The organism is Dactylosporangium sp. NPDC051484 (genome assembly GCF_040689395.1).
Lineage (GTDB): Bacteria > Actinomycetota > Actinomycetes > Mycobacteriales > Micromonosporaceae > Dactylosporangium.
In genome coordinates, this window is sequence record NZ_JBFAZX010000017.1 from 124511 (window position 1) to 143293 (window position 18783).

At 72.0% G+C, this 18783-nt stretch carries 15 protein-coding genes and 1 pseudogene; 11 read left to right on the forward strand and 5 right to left on the reverse strand.

The window, feature by feature from the left end; all coding sequences use genetic code 11:
* Nucleotides 1–28 precede the first annotated feature (28 nt).
* Nucleotides 29–1579, reverse strand: coding sequence for a GAF domain-containing sensor histidine kinase (locus AB0367_RS25305; RefSeq protein ID WP_366228905.1), 1551 nt, complete (start codon nt 1577–1579; stop codon nt 29–31).
* A gap of 133 nt (nt 1580–1712) precedes the next feature.
* On the reverse strand, nt 1713–3503 hold the full coding sequence (locus AB0367_RS25310; protein WP_366228887.1) for a long-chain fatty acid--CoA ligase: 1791 nt from the start codon (nt 3501–3503) through the stop codon (nt 1713–1715).
* A gap of 129 nt (nt 3504–3632) precedes the next feature.
* Between AB0367_RS25310 and AB0367_RS25315 the strand changes: the two genes are divergently transcribed.
* From AB0367_RS25315 to AB0367_RS25340, 6 genes and pseudogenes are all read left to right on the forward strand, one after another.
* Nucleotides 3633–4079 (forward strand): SRPBCC family protein, encoded by a 447-nt coding sequence (locus AB0367_RS25315; protein ID WP_366228888.1) that lies wholly within the window; start codon nt 3633–3635, stop codon nt 4077–4079.
* Nucleotides 4076–4306: pseudogene (locus tag AB0367_RS25320) on the forward strand (hypothetical protein); the annotation flags it as partial. The gene AB0367_RS25315 and the pseudogene AB0367_RS25320, both read left to right, overlap by 4 nt.
* Before the next feature lie 177 nt (nt 4307–4483).
* Nucleotides 4484–5428 carry an ROK family glucokinase gene (locus AB0367_RS25325; protein WP_366228889.1) on the forward strand — a complete coding sequence of 315 codons (945 nt, stop codon included), beginning with the start codon at nt 4484–4486 and terminating at the stop codon, nt 5426–5428.
* Nucleotides 5429–5452: 24 nt separating this feature from the next.
* Nucleotides 5453–6127: an endonuclease/exonuclease/phosphatase family protein gene (locus AB0367_RS25330; RefSeq protein ID WP_366228890.1), complete on the forward strand. Its 675-nt coding sequence runs from the start codon at nt 5453–5455 to the stop codon at nt 6125–6127.
* A gap of 93 nt (nt 6128–6220) precedes the next feature.
* Nucleotides 6221–7633 (forward strand): NAD(P)-binding domain-containing protein, encoded by a 1413-nt coding sequence (locus AB0367_RS25335; protein ID WP_366228891.1) that lies wholly within the window; start codon nt 6221–6223, stop codon nt 7631–7633.
* Between the two features lie 11 nt (nt 7634–7644).
* A complete protein-coding gene (locus AB0367_RS25340; protein ID WP_366228907.1) occupies nt 7645–8436 on the forward strand; it encodes an alpha/beta fold hydrolase in 792 nt (263 codons plus the stop codon).
* A 37-nt stretch (nt 8437–8473) separates the two neighbouring features.
* On the opposite strand, the gene AB0367_RS25345 is transcribed toward AB0367_RS25340, so the two are convergent.
* Complete coding sequence (locus AB0367_RS25345) at nt 8474–9298, reverse strand: DUF308 domain-containing protein (protein ID WP_366228892.1); 825 nt, start codon at nt 9296–9298, stop codon at nt 8474–8476.
* A 179-nt stretch (nt 9299–9477) separates the two neighbouring features.
* On the opposite strand from AB0367_RS25345, the gene AB0367_RS25350 reads away from it, so the two are divergent.
* Nucleotides 9478–10185: a lysophospholipid acyltransferase family protein gene (locus AB0367_RS25350; protein ID WP_366228893.1), complete on the forward strand. Its 708-nt coding sequence runs from the start codon at nt 9478–9480 to the stop codon at nt 10183–10185.
* On the opposite strand, the gene AB0367_RS25355 is transcribed toward AB0367_RS25350, so the two are convergent.
* Both AB0367_RS25355 and AB0367_RS25360 read right to left on the reverse strand, forming a co-directional pair.
* A complete protein-coding gene (locus AB0367_RS25355) occupies nt 10154–13732 on the reverse strand; it encodes an adenylate/guanylate cyclase domain-containing protein (RefSeq protein WP_366228894.1) in 3579 nt (1192 codons plus the stop codon). The two genes, AB0367_RS25350 and AB0367_RS25355, sit on opposite strands and share 32 nt — an antisense overlap.
* A 155-nt stretch (nt 13733–13887) precedes the next feature.
* Nucleotides 13888–14580, reverse strand: coding sequence for a Crp/Fnr family transcriptional regulator (locus tag AB0367_RS25360; RefSeq protein ID WP_350552577.1), 693 nt, complete (start codon nt 14578–14580; stop codon nt 13888–13890).
* 545 nt (nt 14581–15125) lie between these two features.
* Here AB0367_RS25360 and AB0367_RS25365 point away from each other — a divergent pair.
* The 4 genes from AB0367_RS25365 (at nt 15126) to proC (ending at nt 18674) form a co-directional block, all read left to right on the forward strand.
* Nucleotides 15126–15617 (forward strand): polyadenylate-specific 3'-exoribonuclease AS, encoded by a 492-nt coding sequence (locus AB0367_RS25365; RefSeq protein ID WP_366228908.1) that lies wholly within the window; start codon nt 15126–15128, stop codon nt 15615–15617.
* 402 nt (nt 15618–16019) lie between these two features.
* Complete coding sequence (locus tag AB0367_RS25370) at nt 16020–16658, forward strand: MerR family transcriptional regulator (protein ID WP_366228895.1); 639 nt, start codon at nt 16020–16022, stop codon at nt 16656–16658.
* A 118-nt stretch (nt 16659–16776) separates the two neighbouring features.
* A complete protein-coding gene (locus AB0367_RS25375) occupies nt 16777–17805 on the forward strand; it encodes a 6-phosphofructokinase (protein ID WP_366228897.1) in 1029 nt (342 codons plus the stop codon).
* A 65-nt stretch (nt 17806–17870) separates the two neighbouring features.
* Nucleotides 17871–18674, forward strand: a complete 804-nt coding sequence (proC, locus tag AB0367_RS25380; protein ID WP_366228898.1) for a pyrroline-5-carboxylate reductase — start codon at nt 17871–17873, stop codon at nt 18672–18674.
* The last annotated feature ends 109 nt before the right edge of the window (nt 18675–18783 follow it).

Consider the following 18783-nt stretch of genomic DNA (forward strand, 5'->3'; position numbering starts at 1 on the left):
GTGCTCTCTCCCTCTGGGTGCCTTCACGCTACCGCGCACGCGGCGCGGTTCCGAGCACAACCGCCACTGTGGTTCCGTTCGGCACACGTGGCGTGATCTCCAACCGGCCCCGGATACGCTCCGCCCTCTCCGCCATGATCGCAAGACCATAGCGTCCATCAGGGCGGTTCTCACCGATGCCGCTGCCATCGTCGGAGATTTCTACCTGCGCGAAAGGTGGATCGACCGCGCACGTTACCCAAAGATTCTCCGCGCCGGCATGTTTGCGGGCGTTCGTGATAGCTTCCTGGGCGATGCGCAGCAATTCCGCCTCGACGGCGGCGGGCAGCCGGGCGGTGGACTCGTCGAGCGACAGGTGGACGCGAAGGCCCGCCGAGGCGCCGACGGTACGCGCGTAGTCGGCGATCGCGGCGGTCAGCCCGCCATACCGGTCGACCTCGCTACGCAGCTCGAACAGCGACAGCCGCAGCTCGGTGATGACCCGGGTGACCTCGGCCCGCAGGACCCGCAGCTCCTCCTCGGCGGCCTCGACGTCGGGCAGCGTGGCGACGGCGTTGTCGATGCCGTAGCCGACCATGACGAGCTCCTGGGCGACGCCGTCGTGGATCTCGCGGGCCAGCCGCTGCCGCTCCTCTGTGGTGGCCAGGGAGCGCACCTCGTCGAAGAGCAGCGCGGCCTCCAGGCGCAGCGCGGCCGCGCCGGTGACCGACTGGACCTTGACGACCAGTGACGGCGGATACGCCCCGGCGCCGTCGCTCTCCAGCACGATCAGCCCGACGGTGCGCACGCCGGCGATCAGCGGCACCACCATCGAGGAGATGCTCTGCCCGCCGGTCACCGAGCGGGCCTGGGAGCGGCCGGAGACGACCGGCTGCTGTGTTGCCCAGGCGTCGGCGACGGCACTCTCGGTGTCCAGCGCGGTCTCCCAGTCCAGCCGCTCGACGCCGGCCTGGGCCAGCACCACGAGCCGGCCGCCGCCGCTGCCGGACAGCACGGCGCCGCGGGTGGCGGGGACCATCGCGCGGACCTCGTCGAGCAGGTGCTCGGCGAGCCCGCCCGGGTCGAGCGTCGCGCCCGGCAGCTGCCGGGCCACGCTGCGCAACTGGGTGAGCAGCCGGGTCGCCTCGGCGTAGGGCTGCGGGGCGTCGTCGGGGCGGCGGGCCAGCAGGATCCGCTGCAGGATCGTGGCCTGGAACGCGGCGACGCCGGCGATCACCAGCCACTGGAAACCCGCGGTCAGGTACTCCCGCTCGTCGAGCCGGCCCGCGACCGCCCCGCCGGCGACCAGCAGCGCCGCCGAAGCGATCAGGTACGCGCCCGCGATCCGGCGCCCCTCGCAGAGCGCGGCGGCGACGATCGGCACCGGGAGGTACACCAGCAGGGCCCCGGCGTCCCCGTTGAGCGTCGAGGCGGCGAAGGCGGTGACCAGCACCTCGGCGGTGCGGCCCAGCCGGGCCACCTGGTGCCCCGGGGGCGCGGCCGTCGCGATGACCGCGGCGGCGACCAGCAGCGCGAGCCAGGCCAGCTCGGCGCCGCGCACGCCGTCGCTGAGCAGCAGCACCGCGGCGAGGGCGAGCATGAGCCCGCGCACGGCGATCACGGCCTGCTGCGGGAGTGTGCCCGGGGTCGGGGCGGTCGGAGCACGGTCGTCGGGGCCCGCGGGGCGCGCGGGCGTGTCCGGCAGGTCCGTCAACAGCGATCCCTTCACTTCGTCAGCGCTTGTAGATCGCGGCGATGTCGCCCGCGTACTCCTTCATCACGACGTTCCGCTTCACCTTCAAGGACGGGGTCAGCTCCCCGGTCGCCTCGGTGAAGTCGCGCGGCAGGATGCGGAAGACCCTGATCGACTCGGCCTTCGAAACCGCCTGGTTGGCCTCGTCGATCGCCTTCTGGATCTCCGCGCGCAACTTCTCGTCGTCGACGAGGTCCTCGATGTCGGCGTCCTCGGGCTTGCCGTTGTCGCGCTTCCAGGTCGGCAGGGCGTCGGGGTCGATGGTGACCAGCGCGGCGATGAACGGCTCCCGGTCGCCGATGACCATGCACTGGCTGATCAGCGCGTGTGCCCGGACCCGGTCCTCCAGCACGGCCGGAGCCACGTTCTTGCCGTTGGCGGTGACGATGATCTCCTTCTTGCGGCCGGTGATGCGCAGGAAGCCGTCGTCGTCGAGCTCGCCGAGGTCGCCGGTGTGGAACCAGCCGTCGGCGTCGATCGCCTCGGCGGTGGCCTCGGGGTTGTTCCAGTACCCCTGGAACACGATGTCGCCCTGGACCAGGATCTCGCCGTCGTCGTCGATGCGGATCGTGACGCCGGGCAGCGGCCGGCCGACGGTGCCGATCCGCACGCCGGTGTCGCGGTTGGCGTTGGTGGCCGGGGACGTCTCGGTCAGCCCGTACCCCTCGTAGATGGTCACGCCGATGCCGCGGTAGAAGTGCGCCAGGCGCTCGCCGAGCGGGGCGCCGCCGGAGATCGCGCGGGTGCACTGCCCGCCGAGCGCGGCGCGGAGCTTGCTGTACACCAGCCGGTCGAACAGCGCGTGCTGCGCCCTGAGGATCAGGCCGGGCGAGGGCGACGCGCTGTAGTCGATCGCCACGCGCTCGGCCCGGTCGAAGATCGCCCCCTTGCCGTCGGCCTGCGCGCGCTGCTTGGCGGTGTTGTAGACCTTCTCGAACACGCGAGGCACGGACAGTACGAACGTCGGCTGGAAGCTTTTCAGCAGGTCGGCCAGGTTTTTCGTGTCGGCCGTGTGCCCGAGTGTGGCCCGCGCCTGGACCACGCCGATCTGGATGAGCCGGGCGAAGGAGTGCGCCAGGGGCAGGAAGAGCAGGGTGCGGGCGCCCTCGTTGAACAGCGAGCGCAGATCGGGGATGGCGTTGACGATGTCCGAGAGCATGTTGCGGTGCGTGATCATGCAGCCTTTGGGACGGCCGGTGGTACCGCTGGTGTAGATGATCGTGGCGAGGTCGTCCGCCTTCGTCGCGGTGCGCCGCCGGTCCACGTCCTCGCGGGGCACCCCGGCGCCGTCGGCGGCGAGCTTCTCGACCGCGCCGGAGGTGCCGTCGATCTGCCACACGTGCGCGAGCGCCGGAGTGTGCTCGCACATCCGCGCCACGGCGTCGCGGTGCGCGTCGCTCTCCACGAAGCAGGCCACCGCGCCGGAGTCCTGCAGGATCCACGCCACCTGCTCGGGGCTGGACGTCTCGTAGATCGGCACGCTCACCGCGCCGCAGGTCCAGATCGCGTAGTCGATGAGGGTCCACTCGTAGCGGGTCTTGCTCATCAACGCCACCCGCTCGCCCGGCTCGATGCCGGCCGCCAGCAGGCCCCGGGCCAGCGCCACGACCTGGTCGAGGAACTGTGCGCAGGTGACGTCCTGCCACGCGCCGTCCACCAGGCGCTGGAACTGCACCGCGTCGGGGGCGACGGCGGCGTTGTCCCAGACTGGGTCGGTCAGTGTGGCTGTCTCGGCGATGATGACCGCGGCGGGGACGGAGAACTCGCGCACGTCCGGCTCCTTATTTCGGCTCTGTTTCCATATCGGGAACCTACCCGTAGGGCTGGCGGGTCCGGCGAGCGCCCGCCGGGCGGCGAGCCGACGCTCCGCGGGCTCGGCGACAGAGGTAGCCTGCCACGCATGGCCGACACTTCGACGCAGTCGATCGTCATTGACGCGCCCCCGGAGCGGGTCGCCGCGGTCATCGCCGACTTCACCCGTTACCCGGAATGGGTCGCGGCCGTGAAGTCGGCCGAGGTGGTCGAGGAATACGAGGACGGATACGCCAGCCAGGTCCGCTTCGTCCTCGATTCAGGCCCGGTGTCCGATCAATACACGTTGCAGTATGACTACGCCGAAGACCTGGGTCGCATCGAGTGGAGCCTCGTGGCACCGTCGAAGATGCAGAAGCAGCAGGCCGGCAGCTATGACATTACCGCCAACCCCGACGGGACTTCCACGGTTACCTATTCGTTGTCCGTGGAGCTGGCGATCGGCATGCTTGGCATGTTCAAACGCAAGGCCGAGAAGATGATCATGGACAATGCGCTCAAGGAGCTCAAGCGCCGGGTCGAGGCCGGGTCATGAAAGACCCCCGCGAGGAGGCGGAGCGCCTGGTCGCCGCGGCGCTCGCCGCCATGTCGACGGCCGCGCGCAGCACCGCCGGCTTCGCCACCGGGTCGGCCGAGTGCTGCGTGTGCCCGCTGTGCAAGGCGATCGCCGCCGCCCGCGAGCCCGACCCGGACCTCGCCGAGCGGCTGGCCACCGGCGCCGGAGACCTCGCCGCCGGCCTCGCGTCGGTGCTGCGGGCGTTCGGGGAGCGCGCGGCCCCGCATTTCAAAGCCCCGGGTGGAGGCCCCGAAGGCCCCGGCTCCGACGAGGAGCCGGACGTGTGGCATTCGGCCACCCAGGAAACGTCAACCACCGACAGCGACGTCGCAACGGATTGACCCCAGCCACGGCGTAAGCCGATACGAGAGGAGCTTGCCGCAGTGGGGCTGACCATCGGCGTCGACATCGGCGGTACCAAGGTGCTCGGCGGTGTCGTCGACTCCGCGGGCGACGTGCTCGTCCAGACGCGGCGGGACACACCGGCGCAGGACCCGGGCGAGACCGCCGGCCGCATCATCGAGGTGATCAAGGAGCTGGCGGCCGCGCACGAGGTGCAGGCCGTCGGTATCGGCGCAGCCGGATGGGTCGACGAGACCCGCGCGATCGTGCAGTTCGCGCCCAACCTGGCCTGGCGCGACGAACCGCTGCGCGACAAGATCCAGCAGGCCGTCGGGCTGCCCGTCGTCGTCGAGAACGACGGCAACGTGGCGGCCTGGGCCGAGTTCGGCTTCGGCGCGGCGCACGACGCCGACGACTCGATGGTGCTGTACACCGTGGGCACCGGCATCGGCGGCGGGATCATCATCGGCGGCCGGCTCATCCGCGGTGCGCACGGCGTCGCCGGGGAGCTCGGCCACACGACGATGGTGCCGGACGGCCACCCGTGCGGCTGCGGCCGGCACGGCTGCCTGGAGCAGTACGCCAGCGGCAACGCGCTGGTCCGCTTCGCCCGCGCGGACGCCCGTGCCCGGCCCGAGGCCGCCGAGCGCCTCCTTCGGATGGCCGGCGGCGACCCGGACGCGATCAAGGGCCCGGCGGTCACCGAGGCGGCCCGGCTCGGCGACCCGGTCGCGATCGGCGCCTTCGAGCAGATCGGGCACTGGCTCGGCGTCGCGTTCGCGGATCTCGTGCAGACGCTCGACCCGCAGGTCATCGTGGTCGGCGGTGGCGTGATCGACGCCGGCGACCTGCTGCTCAAGCCCGCCCGGGCCAGCTACGAGGAGCAGCTCGCCAAGCGTGGCCGGCTGCCCGTGGCGGAGGTACGCCCGGCGCTGATGGGCAACCTGGCGGGCGTCGTCGGAGCGGCGGACCTGGCACGGACATGAGGGCACGCACATGAGGGTTGGCGAATGACGAAGATCAGGGTGCTCTCGTACAACCTGCACGGGCTCAAGGACGACCGGCGCGCGCTCGCGTCGGCCGTCCGGGAGGCCGCGCCCGACCTGGCGATCCTGCAGGAGGCGCCCCGGCGCTTCCGGTGGCGGCAGAAGTCCGCGGATCTCGCCCGCGGCTTCGAGCTCGTCATCGGCGGGGGCGGGCTGCCGGCGCTGGGCAACCTGATCCTCACCAACCTGCGGGTGCGCGCGATCACCGCGTGGAACGTGCGCTACCCGTTGACCCCCGGCCGGCACATGCGCGGCGCCGCCTTCGTGCGGTGCCGCGTCGGGCGGTCCACGTTCGTGGCGGCAGGCTCCCACCTGTCCACCGACGCGGCCGAGCGCCCGGCCCAGGCGGCCCTGCTCAAGCAGTACATGGACGAGGTGGCCGAGCCACTGCTCTTCGCCGGCGACCTGAACGAGAACTCCGGCGGCGCCGCCTGGCGCATGATCGCCGACGGCCTCACCGACGCGGCGGGCACCGACGAGCGCCCGACCTTCCCGGCGACGGCGGCCCGCGATCGCCTGGACGCGATCTTCGTCGACCGGCGCTTCACCGTCCTGCAGTACGACGTGATCGACACCCCGCAGACCCGCGCCGCGAGCGACCACTTCCCGATCGTCGCCGACCTGGAGCTCGACGCCTAGCCAGGCCGGTTCCGGCGCAGGGCCGACTGGACAAATGCGGCCTGCGCGGAGAGGATCTGCGCCGGGTACACCGGGGAGTGGGGAGACGACGCGGTGAGTGCTGAAGGCCAGTTCGGCGACCTTGCCGGGAATGCGACGCACTGGCGGGACGGCGAGCCGGTGTACGACCGAGGCGACACGGTCTGCGTCATCGGCGCCGGCGGGACCGGGCTCACGGCGATCAAGAACCTGCGCGAGGCCGGGTTCGGCGTGGACTGCTACGAGCGGGAGACCGGCGTTGGCGGCGGGTGGAACTGGCGGCACGACCGCAGCCCGGTGTACGCGAGCACGCACCTGATCTCGTCGAAGCCCTTCACCCAGTTCCCGGACTTCCCGATGCCCGACGACTGGCCGGACTATCCGCACCACTCGCAGATGCTGGCGTACTTCGAACGCTACGCGGACCACTTCGCGCTGCGGGAGCACATCTGGTTCGGCACCGAGGTGGCCCGGGTCGAGCCGGCCGAGGGCACCGCCGGCCGGCTGCCACGGTGGGACGTGACGGTCAAGGGGTCGCGGGGCGGGGCGCCGCGCACAATGCGCTATGCGGCCGTGATCGCCGCCAACGGGCACAACTGGTCGCCGAAGATGCCCGAGTACGAGGGCCTGGCGGAGTACCAGGGCAAGGTCATCCACGCCAGCCAGTACAAGGACGCCGCCCAGCTGCGCGGGCGCCGCGTGCTCGTCATCGGGGCGGGCAACTCCGGTTGCGACATCGCCGTCGAGGCGGCCCAGCAGGCGGCCAAGTGCTGGCACTCGACCCGCCGCGGGTACTGGTACGCACCGAAGTTCGCCCTCGGCCGCCCGGCCGACCAGGTCAACGACAAGGTCCTGGCGATGCGGCTGCCGGTGCGGGTGCGCCAGTGGCTGCTGCACCGCACGATCAACATGACGGTGGGGGACCTGACCCGGTTCGGGCTGCCGAAGCCGGAGCACGGCATCCTGGAGACGCACCCGCTGCTGAACAGCCAGCTGCCGTACTACCTCGGGCACGGCGACATCACCGCCGTGCCGGACGTGAAGCACTTCGAGGCACACGAGGTGGTGCTGGCCGACGGCCGGGTGATCGACCCCGACCTCGTGGTGCTGGCCACCGGATATCTGCCGAAGTTCGAGTTCCTCGCCCCGGAGCTGCTGTCCACCGACTCGGCGGGGCGGCCGCGGCTGGCCCTGCAGATGCTGTCCCGCACGCACCCGACGCTCGCGGTGGCGGGGCTGCTGCAGTCCGACTCGGCGCTGTTCACGCTGTCGCACTGGCAGACCGTGCTCATCGCGCAGTGGCTGCGGGTGCTCGACGCCGCGCCGGAGCGGGCACAGGCGATCTGGGCGCGGCTGCGGGCCGAGGGCGACCGCCGCTACTCTGCCAGGAAGGTCACCGACTCGACCCGCCACTGGTTCGAGGTGAGCCACTTCGTGTACCTGCGGGAGCTGGAGAAGACCCTGCACGAGCTGGAGGCGGTCCGTTGACCACGCGGGTGATGCGTTCCGACGAGTGGGCCGATCCGCCGCGGCCGGTGCGCCGTGAGGTGCTCGACGCGCAGCCCTCGGGGGACACCGACGGCACCGCGTCCCCGGTGCTGTTCGTGCCCGGGTACGGCCACGGCGCGTGGGCGTTCGCGCAGCACTGGCTGGAGCACACGGCGCAGCGCGGCTTCCCGGCGTACGCGATGAGCCTGCGCGGCCACGGCGGCAGCGGCCCGGCGCCGCGGGCCCGGCTGCGCGACTACGTCCACGACGTCACCCAGGTGGCGGCGTCCCTGCCGCGGCAGGCGGTGCTCGTCGGGCACGGCGCGGGCGCGCTGGTGGTGGCGATGGCGATGGCCCGCTACCCGGTGCGGGCGGGCGTGCTGCTCGCCCCCGTCTTCGGCGGCGTCGGCACCGCGTTCGGCCTGCTGGGGGGCAACCCGGCGGGCACCCTGCCAGGGCTGATCGGCGGCCGGGTGTCGCTGCGCCGGGAGCAGCTGTTCAGCCGGGCGCTGCCGGGCAACCAGGCCCAGTCGTACGCTCAGCGCCTCCAGCGGGTCCCGGCCGGCGCCCAGCGGCAGCTGATCCGCCGTCGCCGGCCGGAGGCGCCGGTCGGCTCGCCGCCGGTGCTCGTGGTGGGCAGCCCGCATGACCGGGTGGTGTCCGGCTCGGCGCTGGAGTGGGTGGCGCGGCGCTACGGCGGCTCGCCGCTGCTGTTCCCCGGGATGGGGCACGACCTGATGCTCGATGCCCGCTGGCAGGAGCCGATCGACGCCATCGCCGACTGGCTCCAGAAGGTGCCGTAGGGCCTGTATCGAAGTGGCTGGCCGGGCCGCGGCGGACTCAGACGCGGGCGCCGTTGTCGGGGTCGTCGTCCTCCTCGTCGCCGGGGCGCAGCCGCAGCACGAGGGTCACGAAGCCGGCGAGCACGCCCGCGAAGCCCAGGAACAGCGTGGCCTGCGCGCCCAGCGGCAGCACGTCCGGCCAGAACAGCAGGACCAGCCCGGCGGCCAGTGCCAGGATCGCGGCGATCGTGACCGGCGCGACCCGCGGCAGCGGCGGCGGGGGAGGCGGGGTGTACCCCTCCTCGACAGTCTCGTCGTCCGGCAGGTCGTTGCCGAAGGTGTCAAGGCTGTCCAGCAGCGACCGGTCGACCACCTCGGAGGGGCGGCGCAGCGGCGCGCGCGGCGCCGGCTCGGTGTCCATGTCCGCCGCGGCGGTGCTGGAGGAGTCCAGGTCCTCGGCGGCGGGCCACGGCGTCACGGTGGCCGGGTCGACGGTGGTGTGGAAACCGGCCACGATCGCGGCGAAGGCGTCCTCGTCGGACTGAGCGGCCGGGGTCTTGCTCTCCACCGGGGCCGGCTGCGGCGTGTCGACGGCCGGGGTGTGCTGCTCGGGCGCGGACGTGAGCCGTGCGAAGTAGTCCCGCGCGGTGGCCAGGTGCTCCCGGTCGGCGTAGAGCCGGTCGGTCGGCCGGGCGGGCAGCGTCGTGGTGCGGGTCAGCGGATGCAGATCGGAGGCGGGCTGTAGGTATGCCGCGATGCCGCCCGCGGCCAGCATCTCCAGCAGGTGCTCGCCGACCCGCGGGTCGACATCGCCCACCACCGCGTATTCCCGCGCCACCAGCCCGTTGTCCCGCCGGCCGCGCCGCGCCCCACCCCCTGGCACAGCTCGCCCCTCCCTGCGGCCGCCATCGCGGCGTCCGGCGCGCCGCGAAAAAACCGCTGACCGAAATCCTGACATGCCCGGCCGTCGTTCCGGGAGTGCGTTGTGGTGTGCGGTACTGCTTCGTAGGCTCATTGCGACGGTCATTACCGATTGTCGCGCGACTGGCGAAAGGATGGCCGGTGCTCTACTGGTTCCTCAAGTACATCGTCCTCGGACCTTTGCTGAAGCTCGTCTTCCGCCCGAAGGTGGAGGGGGCGCAGTACATCCCGGCCGAGGGCCCGGTGATCATCGCCAGTAACCACCTCTCGTTCGCCGACTCGATTTTCATGCCGCTGAGCGTCAAGCGTCGCGTCACCTTCCCGGCCAAAGCCGAGTATTTCACCGGAAAGGGGATCAAGGGCTGGCTCACCAAGCTGTTCTTCGCCGGCACCGGCCAGGTCCCCATCGACCGCTCCGGGGGCAAGGCGGCCCGTGCGGCGCTCGATGTGGGTCTCAAGATCCTGCGGGAGGGCGGCGTCTTCGGCATCTACCCGGAGGGCACCCGGTCGCCCGACGGCCGGCTGTACCGCGGCAAGACCGGCGTCGCCCGCCTCGCGCTCGAGTCCGGGGCGCCCGTCGTCCCCGTCGCCATGATGAACATGGACAAGATCCAGCCCATCGGTCAGAAGCTGCCGAACCTCAAGCGGGTGCACATCAGGTTTGGCCCCGCGCTCAACTTCTCCCGATATGCCGGAATGACGGGGGACCGCTTCATCGAGCGCGCGGTCACCGACGAGATCATGTATGAGCTCATGACGCTCTCCGGGCGCGAGTACATCGACATGTACGCCCAGAAGGTCAAGAACGCCCAGGAGCCTACGACCCCGTCGCAGCCTGTGGCGGCCTGACCTTCGCCGGCTCGAACGCCAGCTCGAGCAGGCGCGGCGTGCCCGCCTGCTCGGCGAAGGAGACCAGCTCGGCCTGCCACGGCTCGACCCGGTCGACGCCGCTGCGGCCCAGGGCCCGCACGGCCCACGCGACCGACAGGATGCGCGCCGAGTTGTTCGGGATCTCGCCGTAGATCTCGGCCGCGGCCAGGTGCATGTCCGCCGCCCGCGCGAGGTCGCCGTCGACGAACGCGATCGCCCCGGTGATCGTGCGCAGCGCCGCCTCCACCCACGGGGTGCGGTGCGGCACGTCGGCGAGCATGTCCCGGACCGCCATCATCGCCACCCGGCCGGAGAGCACGGCCGCGTGCGCGGTCGCGTCGATCCACTCGCCGCTGGCGATCGCGCGAACCTCCCGCCACGTCTTGGCCAGCTCCACGATGAGCGTCTCGGCGTCGCGGTCGCGCCCCTGCAGGGCCCGGCACAGGGCGCCGTGGCCGAGCGCGACCCACTGCAGGCGGTAGAAGCCGCTGCGCCGGCCGGCGGCGACGAGGTCCTCCACGTCGTCCCCGCCGCCGTCGAAGGCCTGGCCGCGCAGCGTGCGGATCCAGGCGCGCACCCCGCGGACCTGCAGGTCCCACTCGGCGCCAGGCTCGGCCATGGCCGCCTCGGCCGCGGCGACGTACGCCGGCCAGTCCCCGGTGAAGTAGGCCGACTGCGCGACGTCGGAGTAGCCGGTCGCGAGCGTGTGACTGCCGGGCACCGCGTTGCGGCTGTCGTTCAGCAGGGCCGCCGACGCGGTCCAGTCGCCGTCCTCCAGCAGCGCCCACGAGACGTTGCGCAGCGCCCGATGCTCCGACAGCAGCCGCCGCTCGCGGCTGACCTCCAGCGCGGACTGCAGCTCCACCAGGCCCGAGCGGTCACCGGCCTGGAAAAGCGCGGTGCCGATCGTGATCCGCGCACCGGTGGCCACCTCGATCAGGCCCAGCCGGTCGGCGATCTCCGCGGCCGCGCTGGCCGCCGCGACCGCGGGCTCGACCTCGAAGTTCAGCATGTGCAGGCGGCCGAGCTCGGCGTACGCGTCGGCCTTCTGCGGCCCGTCCGGCAGCTCGTCGAAGAGCTCCACCGCCCGGTCGAGGCAGGACAGCGCGTCGAGCCGGTCGGCGCGCAGCCAGGCGGCCTGGCCCCGGACCGTCCAGGCGCGCGCCGCGCCAGCCTGGTCACCGGCCGCGTAGAGGCGCTCGGCCAGCCCGACCAGCCGGTCGGCGCCCCCGGTGCCAAGGAACGACTCCGGGTTGGCGTAGAAGGCGATCTCCGTGCCGAGCTGCTCGATGCGCAGCCGCTCCAGCGCGTCGGTGTCCTCGTCGCACAGGGCCAGCGCCTTGCCCGCGTGCGCGGCGGCCGCCTCCAGGGCGTGCAGCGCATAGGTGCGGCGGGCCGCGCGGTGCATGGCGTCGCGCGCCGGGACGCTGTAGCGCGCGGCGTCCAGGCCGAGGGAGCGGGCGATCTCATACGCCGTGAACCGGTGGTTGGCGACCACCTCCGCCAGGTCGGTGTCGCGGTCGGCGGCGACGTTGTCCAGCCACTCGGCGGTCAGTTCGTGGCGCGCGACCCGCTCGGTGCGCGGCAGGCGCTGGTAGCACACGTCGCGGACCAGGACGTGGCCGAAGCGGTACTCCGTCTGGCCCTCCATCGTGGAGGCGGCCTGCTCGTGGATGAGGTCGCGCTGCTCGAGGCGGCGCAGGGAGCGCTCGATGCCGTCGGCGGGCCGGCTCATGGCGGCACCGACCGCACCCGGCCAGAAGCTCATGCCGACGACCGCGGCGGCCTGCAGCACGGCCCGGTCGGCGGCGTCGAGCAGGTCGACCCGGTTGGCGATGACCGCGTGCACGCTGTCCGGCATCGGCAACTTGCGCCCGAAGGCGTTGGTGGTGGGCAGGTTGCCCTGCTCGGCGAGCATCCGGGTGTATTCGAGCGCGTAGAGCGGGTTGCCGTCGGCGAGCTCGACCAGGGAGCTCAGCGACTGCGACGGGAAGGTCGCCGCGCCCAGCAGGTGGGCGTACATCGTGGCGATCTCCGTGTCGCGCAGCGGCGGCAGCGTGATCGACACCGCGCCCGCCACCGCACCGGCCCAGCTCGGGTTGCGCTCCAGCAGCTCCGGGCGCGCGGTGCACAGCAGCAGCAGCGGCACGTCGCGCACCGAGGCGCCGAGTCGCTCCACGAACCGGACCATCGCCTCGTCGGCCCAGTGCAGGTCCTCGAAGACCAGGACGGTGGGGCGGTGGGCGGCGAGCGCCACCACGAAGCGCCGCCACGCCGACTCGGTCTCGTCCGGGGCGAGCTTCGGCCCGGGCAGGCCGACGAGCGGGCTGAGCGCGTCGGCGAGCCGCTCGGCCTCCGAGGGCCCGACGATCGTGGCGAGCGCCGTGTCGAGCCGCTCCCGCGTGGTCTCGGCGGTGTCGGTGTCCAGGATGCCGGCCTGCGCCTTGACGATGTCGGCCAGCGCGGCATACGTGACGTTCTCCCCGAACGGTGGGCAGCGCCCGGTCCGCCACGCCACTGGCGCGTCGAAGAGCCGCTCGGCGTGCAGGAACAGCTCGTGCACCAGCCGGCTCTTGCCGATGCCGGCGTGGCCGAGCACGGTGACCAGCTGCGGGGTGCGCTCGCGCAGGCCCCGGTGCAGCGCGTTGACGAGCAGACTCAGCTCGTGGGTGCGGTTGACCAGCGGGGTCGAGCCCGCCTCGCGGTCGGGGTGGTTGCGCCGCAGCGGGGCCAGCGCCAGCCACACCTCGGTCGGCGTGGAGCGCCCGCGCAGCGTCGCCGGCGGCTGTGCCTCGTAGCGGATCGAGGACTTGGTCAGCGCGTAGGTGCTGCCGCACACCAGGACCCCGCCGGGTGGGGCCAGTGACTGCAGCCGGGACGCGGTGTTGACGACGTCGCCGGCGACGATGGCCTGACCGCCGTCGCGGGCCGCGGCCACGTCCACGAGGGCCTCACCGGTCGAGACGCCGACGCGGAAGCGCAGCTCGCGCTCGCCCTTGCCGGTGCTGGCGTATCGCGCGAGCACCCGCTGCAGCTCGAGCCCCGCCCGCACGCAGCGCACCGCGTCGGTCTCGGTGGCCACGGGCGCGCCGAACAGCGCCATGACCGCGTCGCCGATGTACTTCTCGACGACCCCGCCATATTGCCCGATGACCTCGCGGGCGGTGGAGAAGAAGCTCTTCTGCAGCTCGCGGACGAGCTCTGGGTCGGCGCGCTCGACATACGGCGTGAAGTCGATCAGGTCCACGAACAGCACGCTGATGCGCCGCCGGTCCTCGCTGCGCGCCGCCGGGATCGCCGGCACCGGGGTCCGGCCGGCGCCCCGCTCGGCGCGGATCAGGTTGCGCGCCGCGGGCGTGCCGGCCCGTGGGGTGCCGCAGCCGGTGCAGAACACGGCATCGGGCGCGAGCGTGCGCCCACAGGTCGGGCACGGCGGGCTCAGCTCGGCGCCGCAACCGCCGCAGAAACGGTCACCCTCGCCCGCCTGGCGGCCGCAGCGTGCGCACTGACTGGAAATCGCCGACACTCCCTTGCCCTGTGAGAATCCATCCTCACACGTCGGCGGCCGGGGCGACCAGGTGTCCGAAATGACACCTGGAACCCCGGCCGTCCAGTCCTGTTTCGCTGCCTGTTTTCCCTGTCTGCCTGCCTGAATGGGCAGCGAGGCTCAGCGTTCGGTCATCAGCGCTCGGTCATCCCGGCCCGGCGGCGCAGCGCGCTCAGGTCGGTCACCACGATCCGCCGGCCCTCGGTGCGCAGCCAGCCGCGGCTGGCGAACGACCCGATCGCCTGGTTGACGCTCTGCCGCGAGCCGCCGGCCATCTCGGCGAGCTGGCTCTGGTTGAGCTCGATGGTGACCATCGGCGCGGTGGTCTCGCCGGCCAGGCGGACCAGCGTCTTGGCGACCCGTCCCGGCAGGTCGAGGAAGACGTGGTCGGCGTTCTGCTCGGTGAGCCGCCGGATGAGCAGCCCCAGCGAACGCATGACCGCGTCGAGGATCCGCGGGTTGGCGTGGACCAGCTCGATGAACGCGTGCCGGGACAGCGCCAACGCCTGGCAGTCCTCGATCGCCTCCGCCGAGGCCGAGCGGGCCGCGCCGTCGAGCAGCGAGACCTCACCGAGCACGTCGGGCGGCCGGACGACGGAGAGGACCGCGCGCTCGCCGGTCGGTGCGGTCCGGAACACCATCACAGCACCGCGCTTGAGCACGATGAGCGACTCGCCCGGATCGTTTTCGACGAACAGCAGCTGGCCTTTGCGGTATGTCCGTGGCACCGCCGCCTGGATGACCCGTTGACGGACATCGGGCTCCAGACCACTGAACATTTCCACACCGGTCAGTGCGTCGCCGGGATCTGGCAGTCGACCCTCCACGGTCAAACTCCTCCCGGTTCAGCGTTGATCGGACTCGTGATCACGTTAGGTGATCACGAAGACAGTACGGAACTTCTACCAGATCATGACGTGCGTGTCGGAGTCTGTACATCCCCCGCATCGGCTCACCGACAGCGCTCTCATGAGTCCGCAGGCAGGCTAATGCCACCACGCGAACCGCTGGGGGGCGGGGGGCATGGCATGGGCGCGGCCGGGCCCTGGGTGGTGCGAGCACCCGGGCCCGGTCGCGAGTTTGTCAACTCGTCCGGTGCCGCGGAGCGTGACGGCGCATAATGCGCAGCGTTGTAGCGCGGCCGCCGGCCGGTCCATACGACGCCGCCGCGAAGCCGGCAGTGCAATCCCGGCGTGTGCATTCCGGTAGGACGCGGCGCATGCGGGCCGAGATCAACGACGGCCAATTCGTCAGGAAATGGTTGCCGGGGCGGCGCACGTCCGGACTCGAGCCGCCGGTCCGGCCGCGCTACGCGGTGCGCCGCGCCTCGCTGTGATCACCGTTTGCCCCATGGTGCAGGATGGGTGCGATGGTGGCGTATCGGTACTTCTACGACTGCGAGTTCATCGAGGACGGCCGGCTGATCGACCTGGTCTCGATCGGCGTGGTCGACGAGCGTGGGCGCGAGTTCTACGCGGTGTCGACCGAGTTCGACGACTCGCGGGCCGTCCCCTGGGTGCGCCGCAACGTTCTGGACAAGCTCCCGTCCCCGGCCGACAAGGCGTGGCGCTCGCGCGAGCGGATCCGTGAGGAGCTGCTGGACTTCCTCACCGAGCCGTTGCGCGACGGGGAGGCGGGCGAGCTGGAGCTGTGGGCGTGGTATGCCGCATATGACCACGTCGCCCTGGCGCAGCTGTGGGGCTCGATGCCGGCGCTGCCGCGCGAGATCCCGCGGTTCACGAAGGATCTGCGCCAGCTGTGGGACGACGCCGGCCGCCCGCCGCTGCCGGTGGCCGAGGGGCGCCACGACGCTTTGGTGGACGCCCGTCACAACCTGGCCCGCTGGCGCGTGATGCACGGCTGAGCGTGCCTTCGGCCCTCGCGTAGTGCTTCGCCGCCCGGTGCGGCTCTTGCCGCGGTGCGGCGCGGCCTTTGCGACGCCCCGGCCGGCCGGGCCGTGGCGGGGGGAGTGTGCCCACGACGGTGAGCGTCGGCATGTCCGGGTGGATCAGCGGCCGGACGCGCGGCGCCTGCCGGGTGACGAGGACGGTCGGGCCGGCGTAGCAGAAGCCGGCGACGGCGCACCCGGTCGGCGCGCAGGTCGCCGCCGATGGTGCTCCAGCAGGCTCAGTATTCACGCGTTCGTCGTGCCGTGGACAGCCGGATCGGCACGCCGATGAGCCGGTGCTCCCAAGGGGTTAATAGATAGCAGTGCTGTCTACTATCGGCAAGGTACGCTATCCATGCCAGGGTCGGAAGGAGCCTCATGCGCATCGCGGAACTGAGCCGGCTGACCGGCGTTCCGGTGCCGACGATCAAGTACTACCTGCGTGAGGGGCTGCTCCCGGCGGGCGAGCTGACCAGTCCGAACCAGGCCAGATATGACGACAGTCACGTCCGGCGGCTGCGGCTGGTGCGGGTCCTGCTGGACATCGGCCGATTGCCGATCGCCACCATCCGCCAGCTGCTGGCCGCTCTCGACCGGCCCGACCCGGACGTGCATCAGGTGCTCGGCCGAGCGCTGCCCTCGGCGGTCGGCGGCAAGGACTCCGTTGATCCCGAGGCCGTGCGGACCGCCCGGGTGCGCATCGACAAGCTCGTCGGCGAGCGCGGCTGGCTGGTCGGCCGGGAGGCGCCCGCCCGGCAGGCCACGGCCGAGGTGCTCGCCGCGTTCGCGCAGGTCGGGGCCGATGCCGGGGTGCTCCTGGAGCAATACGCCGACGTCGCGGAGACCGTCGCCGGCCACGATCTCGACTTCGTCGGGCGGGCCCGGGACGCCGAGGGGATGCTGTATGCGGCGGTGGTCGCTTCGATCCTGGGCGACTCGCTGCTGGCCTCGCTGCGGCGCCTCACGCAGGAGCACGAGTCGGCGAAGAAGTTCGGCATTCGCGGGGACGACTGCTGAGCCTTAGGTCGCAGCGACTACAGTGCGCTGTGAATCGGCAGCGTCGCCAGCGGGTATCTCCGGCTCGACCATGCCCATCGTCCGGGTCGAGCACGCAACCAGGAAGGCAAGATCAAGCATGCGTATCGGCGTACTGACCGGGGGCGGCGACTGCCCCGGCCTCAACGCGGTCATCCGTGCCGTGGTCCGCAAGGGGATCTCCACCTACGGCCACGAGTTCGTGGGCTTCCGTGACGGTTGGCGCGGTCCCCTCGAGGGCATCACGCGTGAGCTGGGCATCGCCCAGGTCCGCGGCATTCTTCCGCGCGGCGGCACGATCCTCGGGTCGTCCCGCACCAACCCATTCAAGATCGACGGCGGCGTCGAGAAGATCAAGTCGAACCTGGCCGACCTGGGCATCGACGCGCTCGTCGCGATCGGCGGTGAGGACACCCTCGGCGTCGCCAGCAAGCTGACCGACCTGGGTGTCAACGTCGTCGGCGTGCCGAAGACGATCGACAACGACCTCGGGGCGACCGACTACACGTTCGGCTTCGACACCGCCGTCAACATCGCCATGGAGGCGATCGACCGGCTGCACACGACCGCCGAGTCGCACCACCGCACCCTCGTGGTCGAGGTCATGGGCCGCCACGCGGGCTGGATCGCCCTGCACGCCGGCCTCGCCGGTGGCGCCAACGTGATCCTCCTGCCCGAGCGGCAGTTCGACGTCGAGCAGGTCGCCGGTTACGTCGAGAAGCGGTTCCAGACGCAGTACAGCCCGATCGTCGTCGTCGCCGAGGGCGCCCAGCCGCTCGACGGCCAGATGGTGCTGCACAACCAGGAGCTCGACGCCTTCGGCCACGTCCGCCTCGGCGGCATCGGCCAGTGGCTCGCCGAGCAGCTGGAGGCCAAGACCGGCAAGGAGGCCCGCACCGTCGTGCTCGGCCACATCCAGCGCGGCGGCACGCCGACCGCGTTCGACCGGGTCCTCGCCACCCGCTTCGGCCTGCACGCGATCGACGCCGTGAACGAGGGCGACTTCGGCAAGATGGTCGCGCTGCGCGGCACCGACATCGCGCGCGTCCCGCTCGCCGACGCCACCCGCGAGCTCAAGACCGTCCCGGTCGAGCGTTACACCGAGGCCGAGGTCTTCTTCGGTTCCTGATCCATCCATATGTCGTACCCCTGGGGCCGCCTCCGGCGGCCCCAGGCCGCTCCTGGGGAGTCCCGTTGCACACCATCGCGGTCCTCGGCGCCGGCAAGCTCGGCGAGGTCCTGCTGTCCGGCCTGCTGCGGGCAGGCTGGTCCCCCGACCGGCTCATCGCCACCGCCCGGCGGCCGGAGCGGGCCGAGGAGCTGACCCAGCGGTACGGCATCCGGGTCGTCGACAACGAGACCGCGCTGCTTCAGGCCGACGTCGTCACGGTCGCGGTGAAGCCGCAGGACGCCGGCACCCTGCTCGCCGACATCGGCCCCAAGATGCCCGAGGGCAAGCTCATCGTGTCGCTGTGCGCCGGCCTGCCGACCTCCTTCTTCGCCAAGCACCTGCCCGAGGGCACCCCGGTCGTGCGGGTGATGACCAACACGCCGGCGCTGGTCGACGAGGCGATGACGGCCATCTCGGCCGGCTCGCACGCCACCGCCGAGCACCTCTCGCTCGCCGAGGAGATGTTCCGGCCACTGGGCCGCACGATCCGCGTGCCCGAGTCGCAGCAGGACGCGGTGACCGCGCTGTCGGGCTCCGGCCCGGCGTACTTCTACTTCCTGGTCGAGGCGATGACCGACGCCGGCATCCTGCTCGGCCTGCCCCGCCAGGTGGCGCACGACCTCATCGTGCAGACCGCCATCGGCTCGGCGGTGATGCTGCGCGAGTCCGGCGAGCACCCGGTCAAGCTGCGCGAGGCGGTGACGTCGCCGGCCGGCACCACCATCAACGCCATCCGCGAGCTGGAGAACCACGGCGTGCGCGCCGCGCTGCTGGCCGCCCTTGAGGCCGCCCGTGACCGCGCGCGCGAGCTGGCGGCGCAGAGCTGAGGGGCTGTTCCTAGCTCATAGCAGTTCACCTTGATCACGGAGCGGGGCGGTACACCCGCGGAGCCGAGCCCTGGCGGGTCTATGGGTTGGCCCGCGGGGTGGGGGTGTC

Excerpts from the sequence above, each read along its gene's own strand:
- AB0367_RS25305 (WP_366228905.1), bottom strand. The coding sequence starts at position 1,579 with ATGCTCGCCCTCGCCGCGGTGCTGCTGCTCAGCGACGGCGTGCGCGGC.
- AB0367_RS25315 (WP_366228888.1), top strand. The coding sequence starts at position 3,633 with ATGGCCGACACTTCGACGCAGTCGATCGTCATTGACGCGCCCCCGGAG.
- AB0367_RS25330 (WP_366228890.1), top strand. The coding sequence starts at position 5,453 with ATGACGAAGATCAGGGTGCTCTCGTACAACCTGCACGGGCTCAAGGAC.
- AB0367_RS25340 (WP_366228907.1), top strand. The coding sequence starts at position 7,645 with ATGCGTTCCGACGAGTGGGCCGATCCGCCGCGGCCGGTGCGCCGTGAG.
- AB0367_RS25370 (WP_366228895.1), top strand. The coding sequence starts at position 16,020 with ATGCGCATCGCGGAACTGAGCCGGCTGACCGGCGTTCCGGTGCCGACG.
- AB0367_RS25375 (WP_366228897.1), top strand. The coding sequence starts at position 16,777 with ATGCGTATCGGCGTACTGACCGGGGGCGGCGACTGCCCCGGCCTCAAC.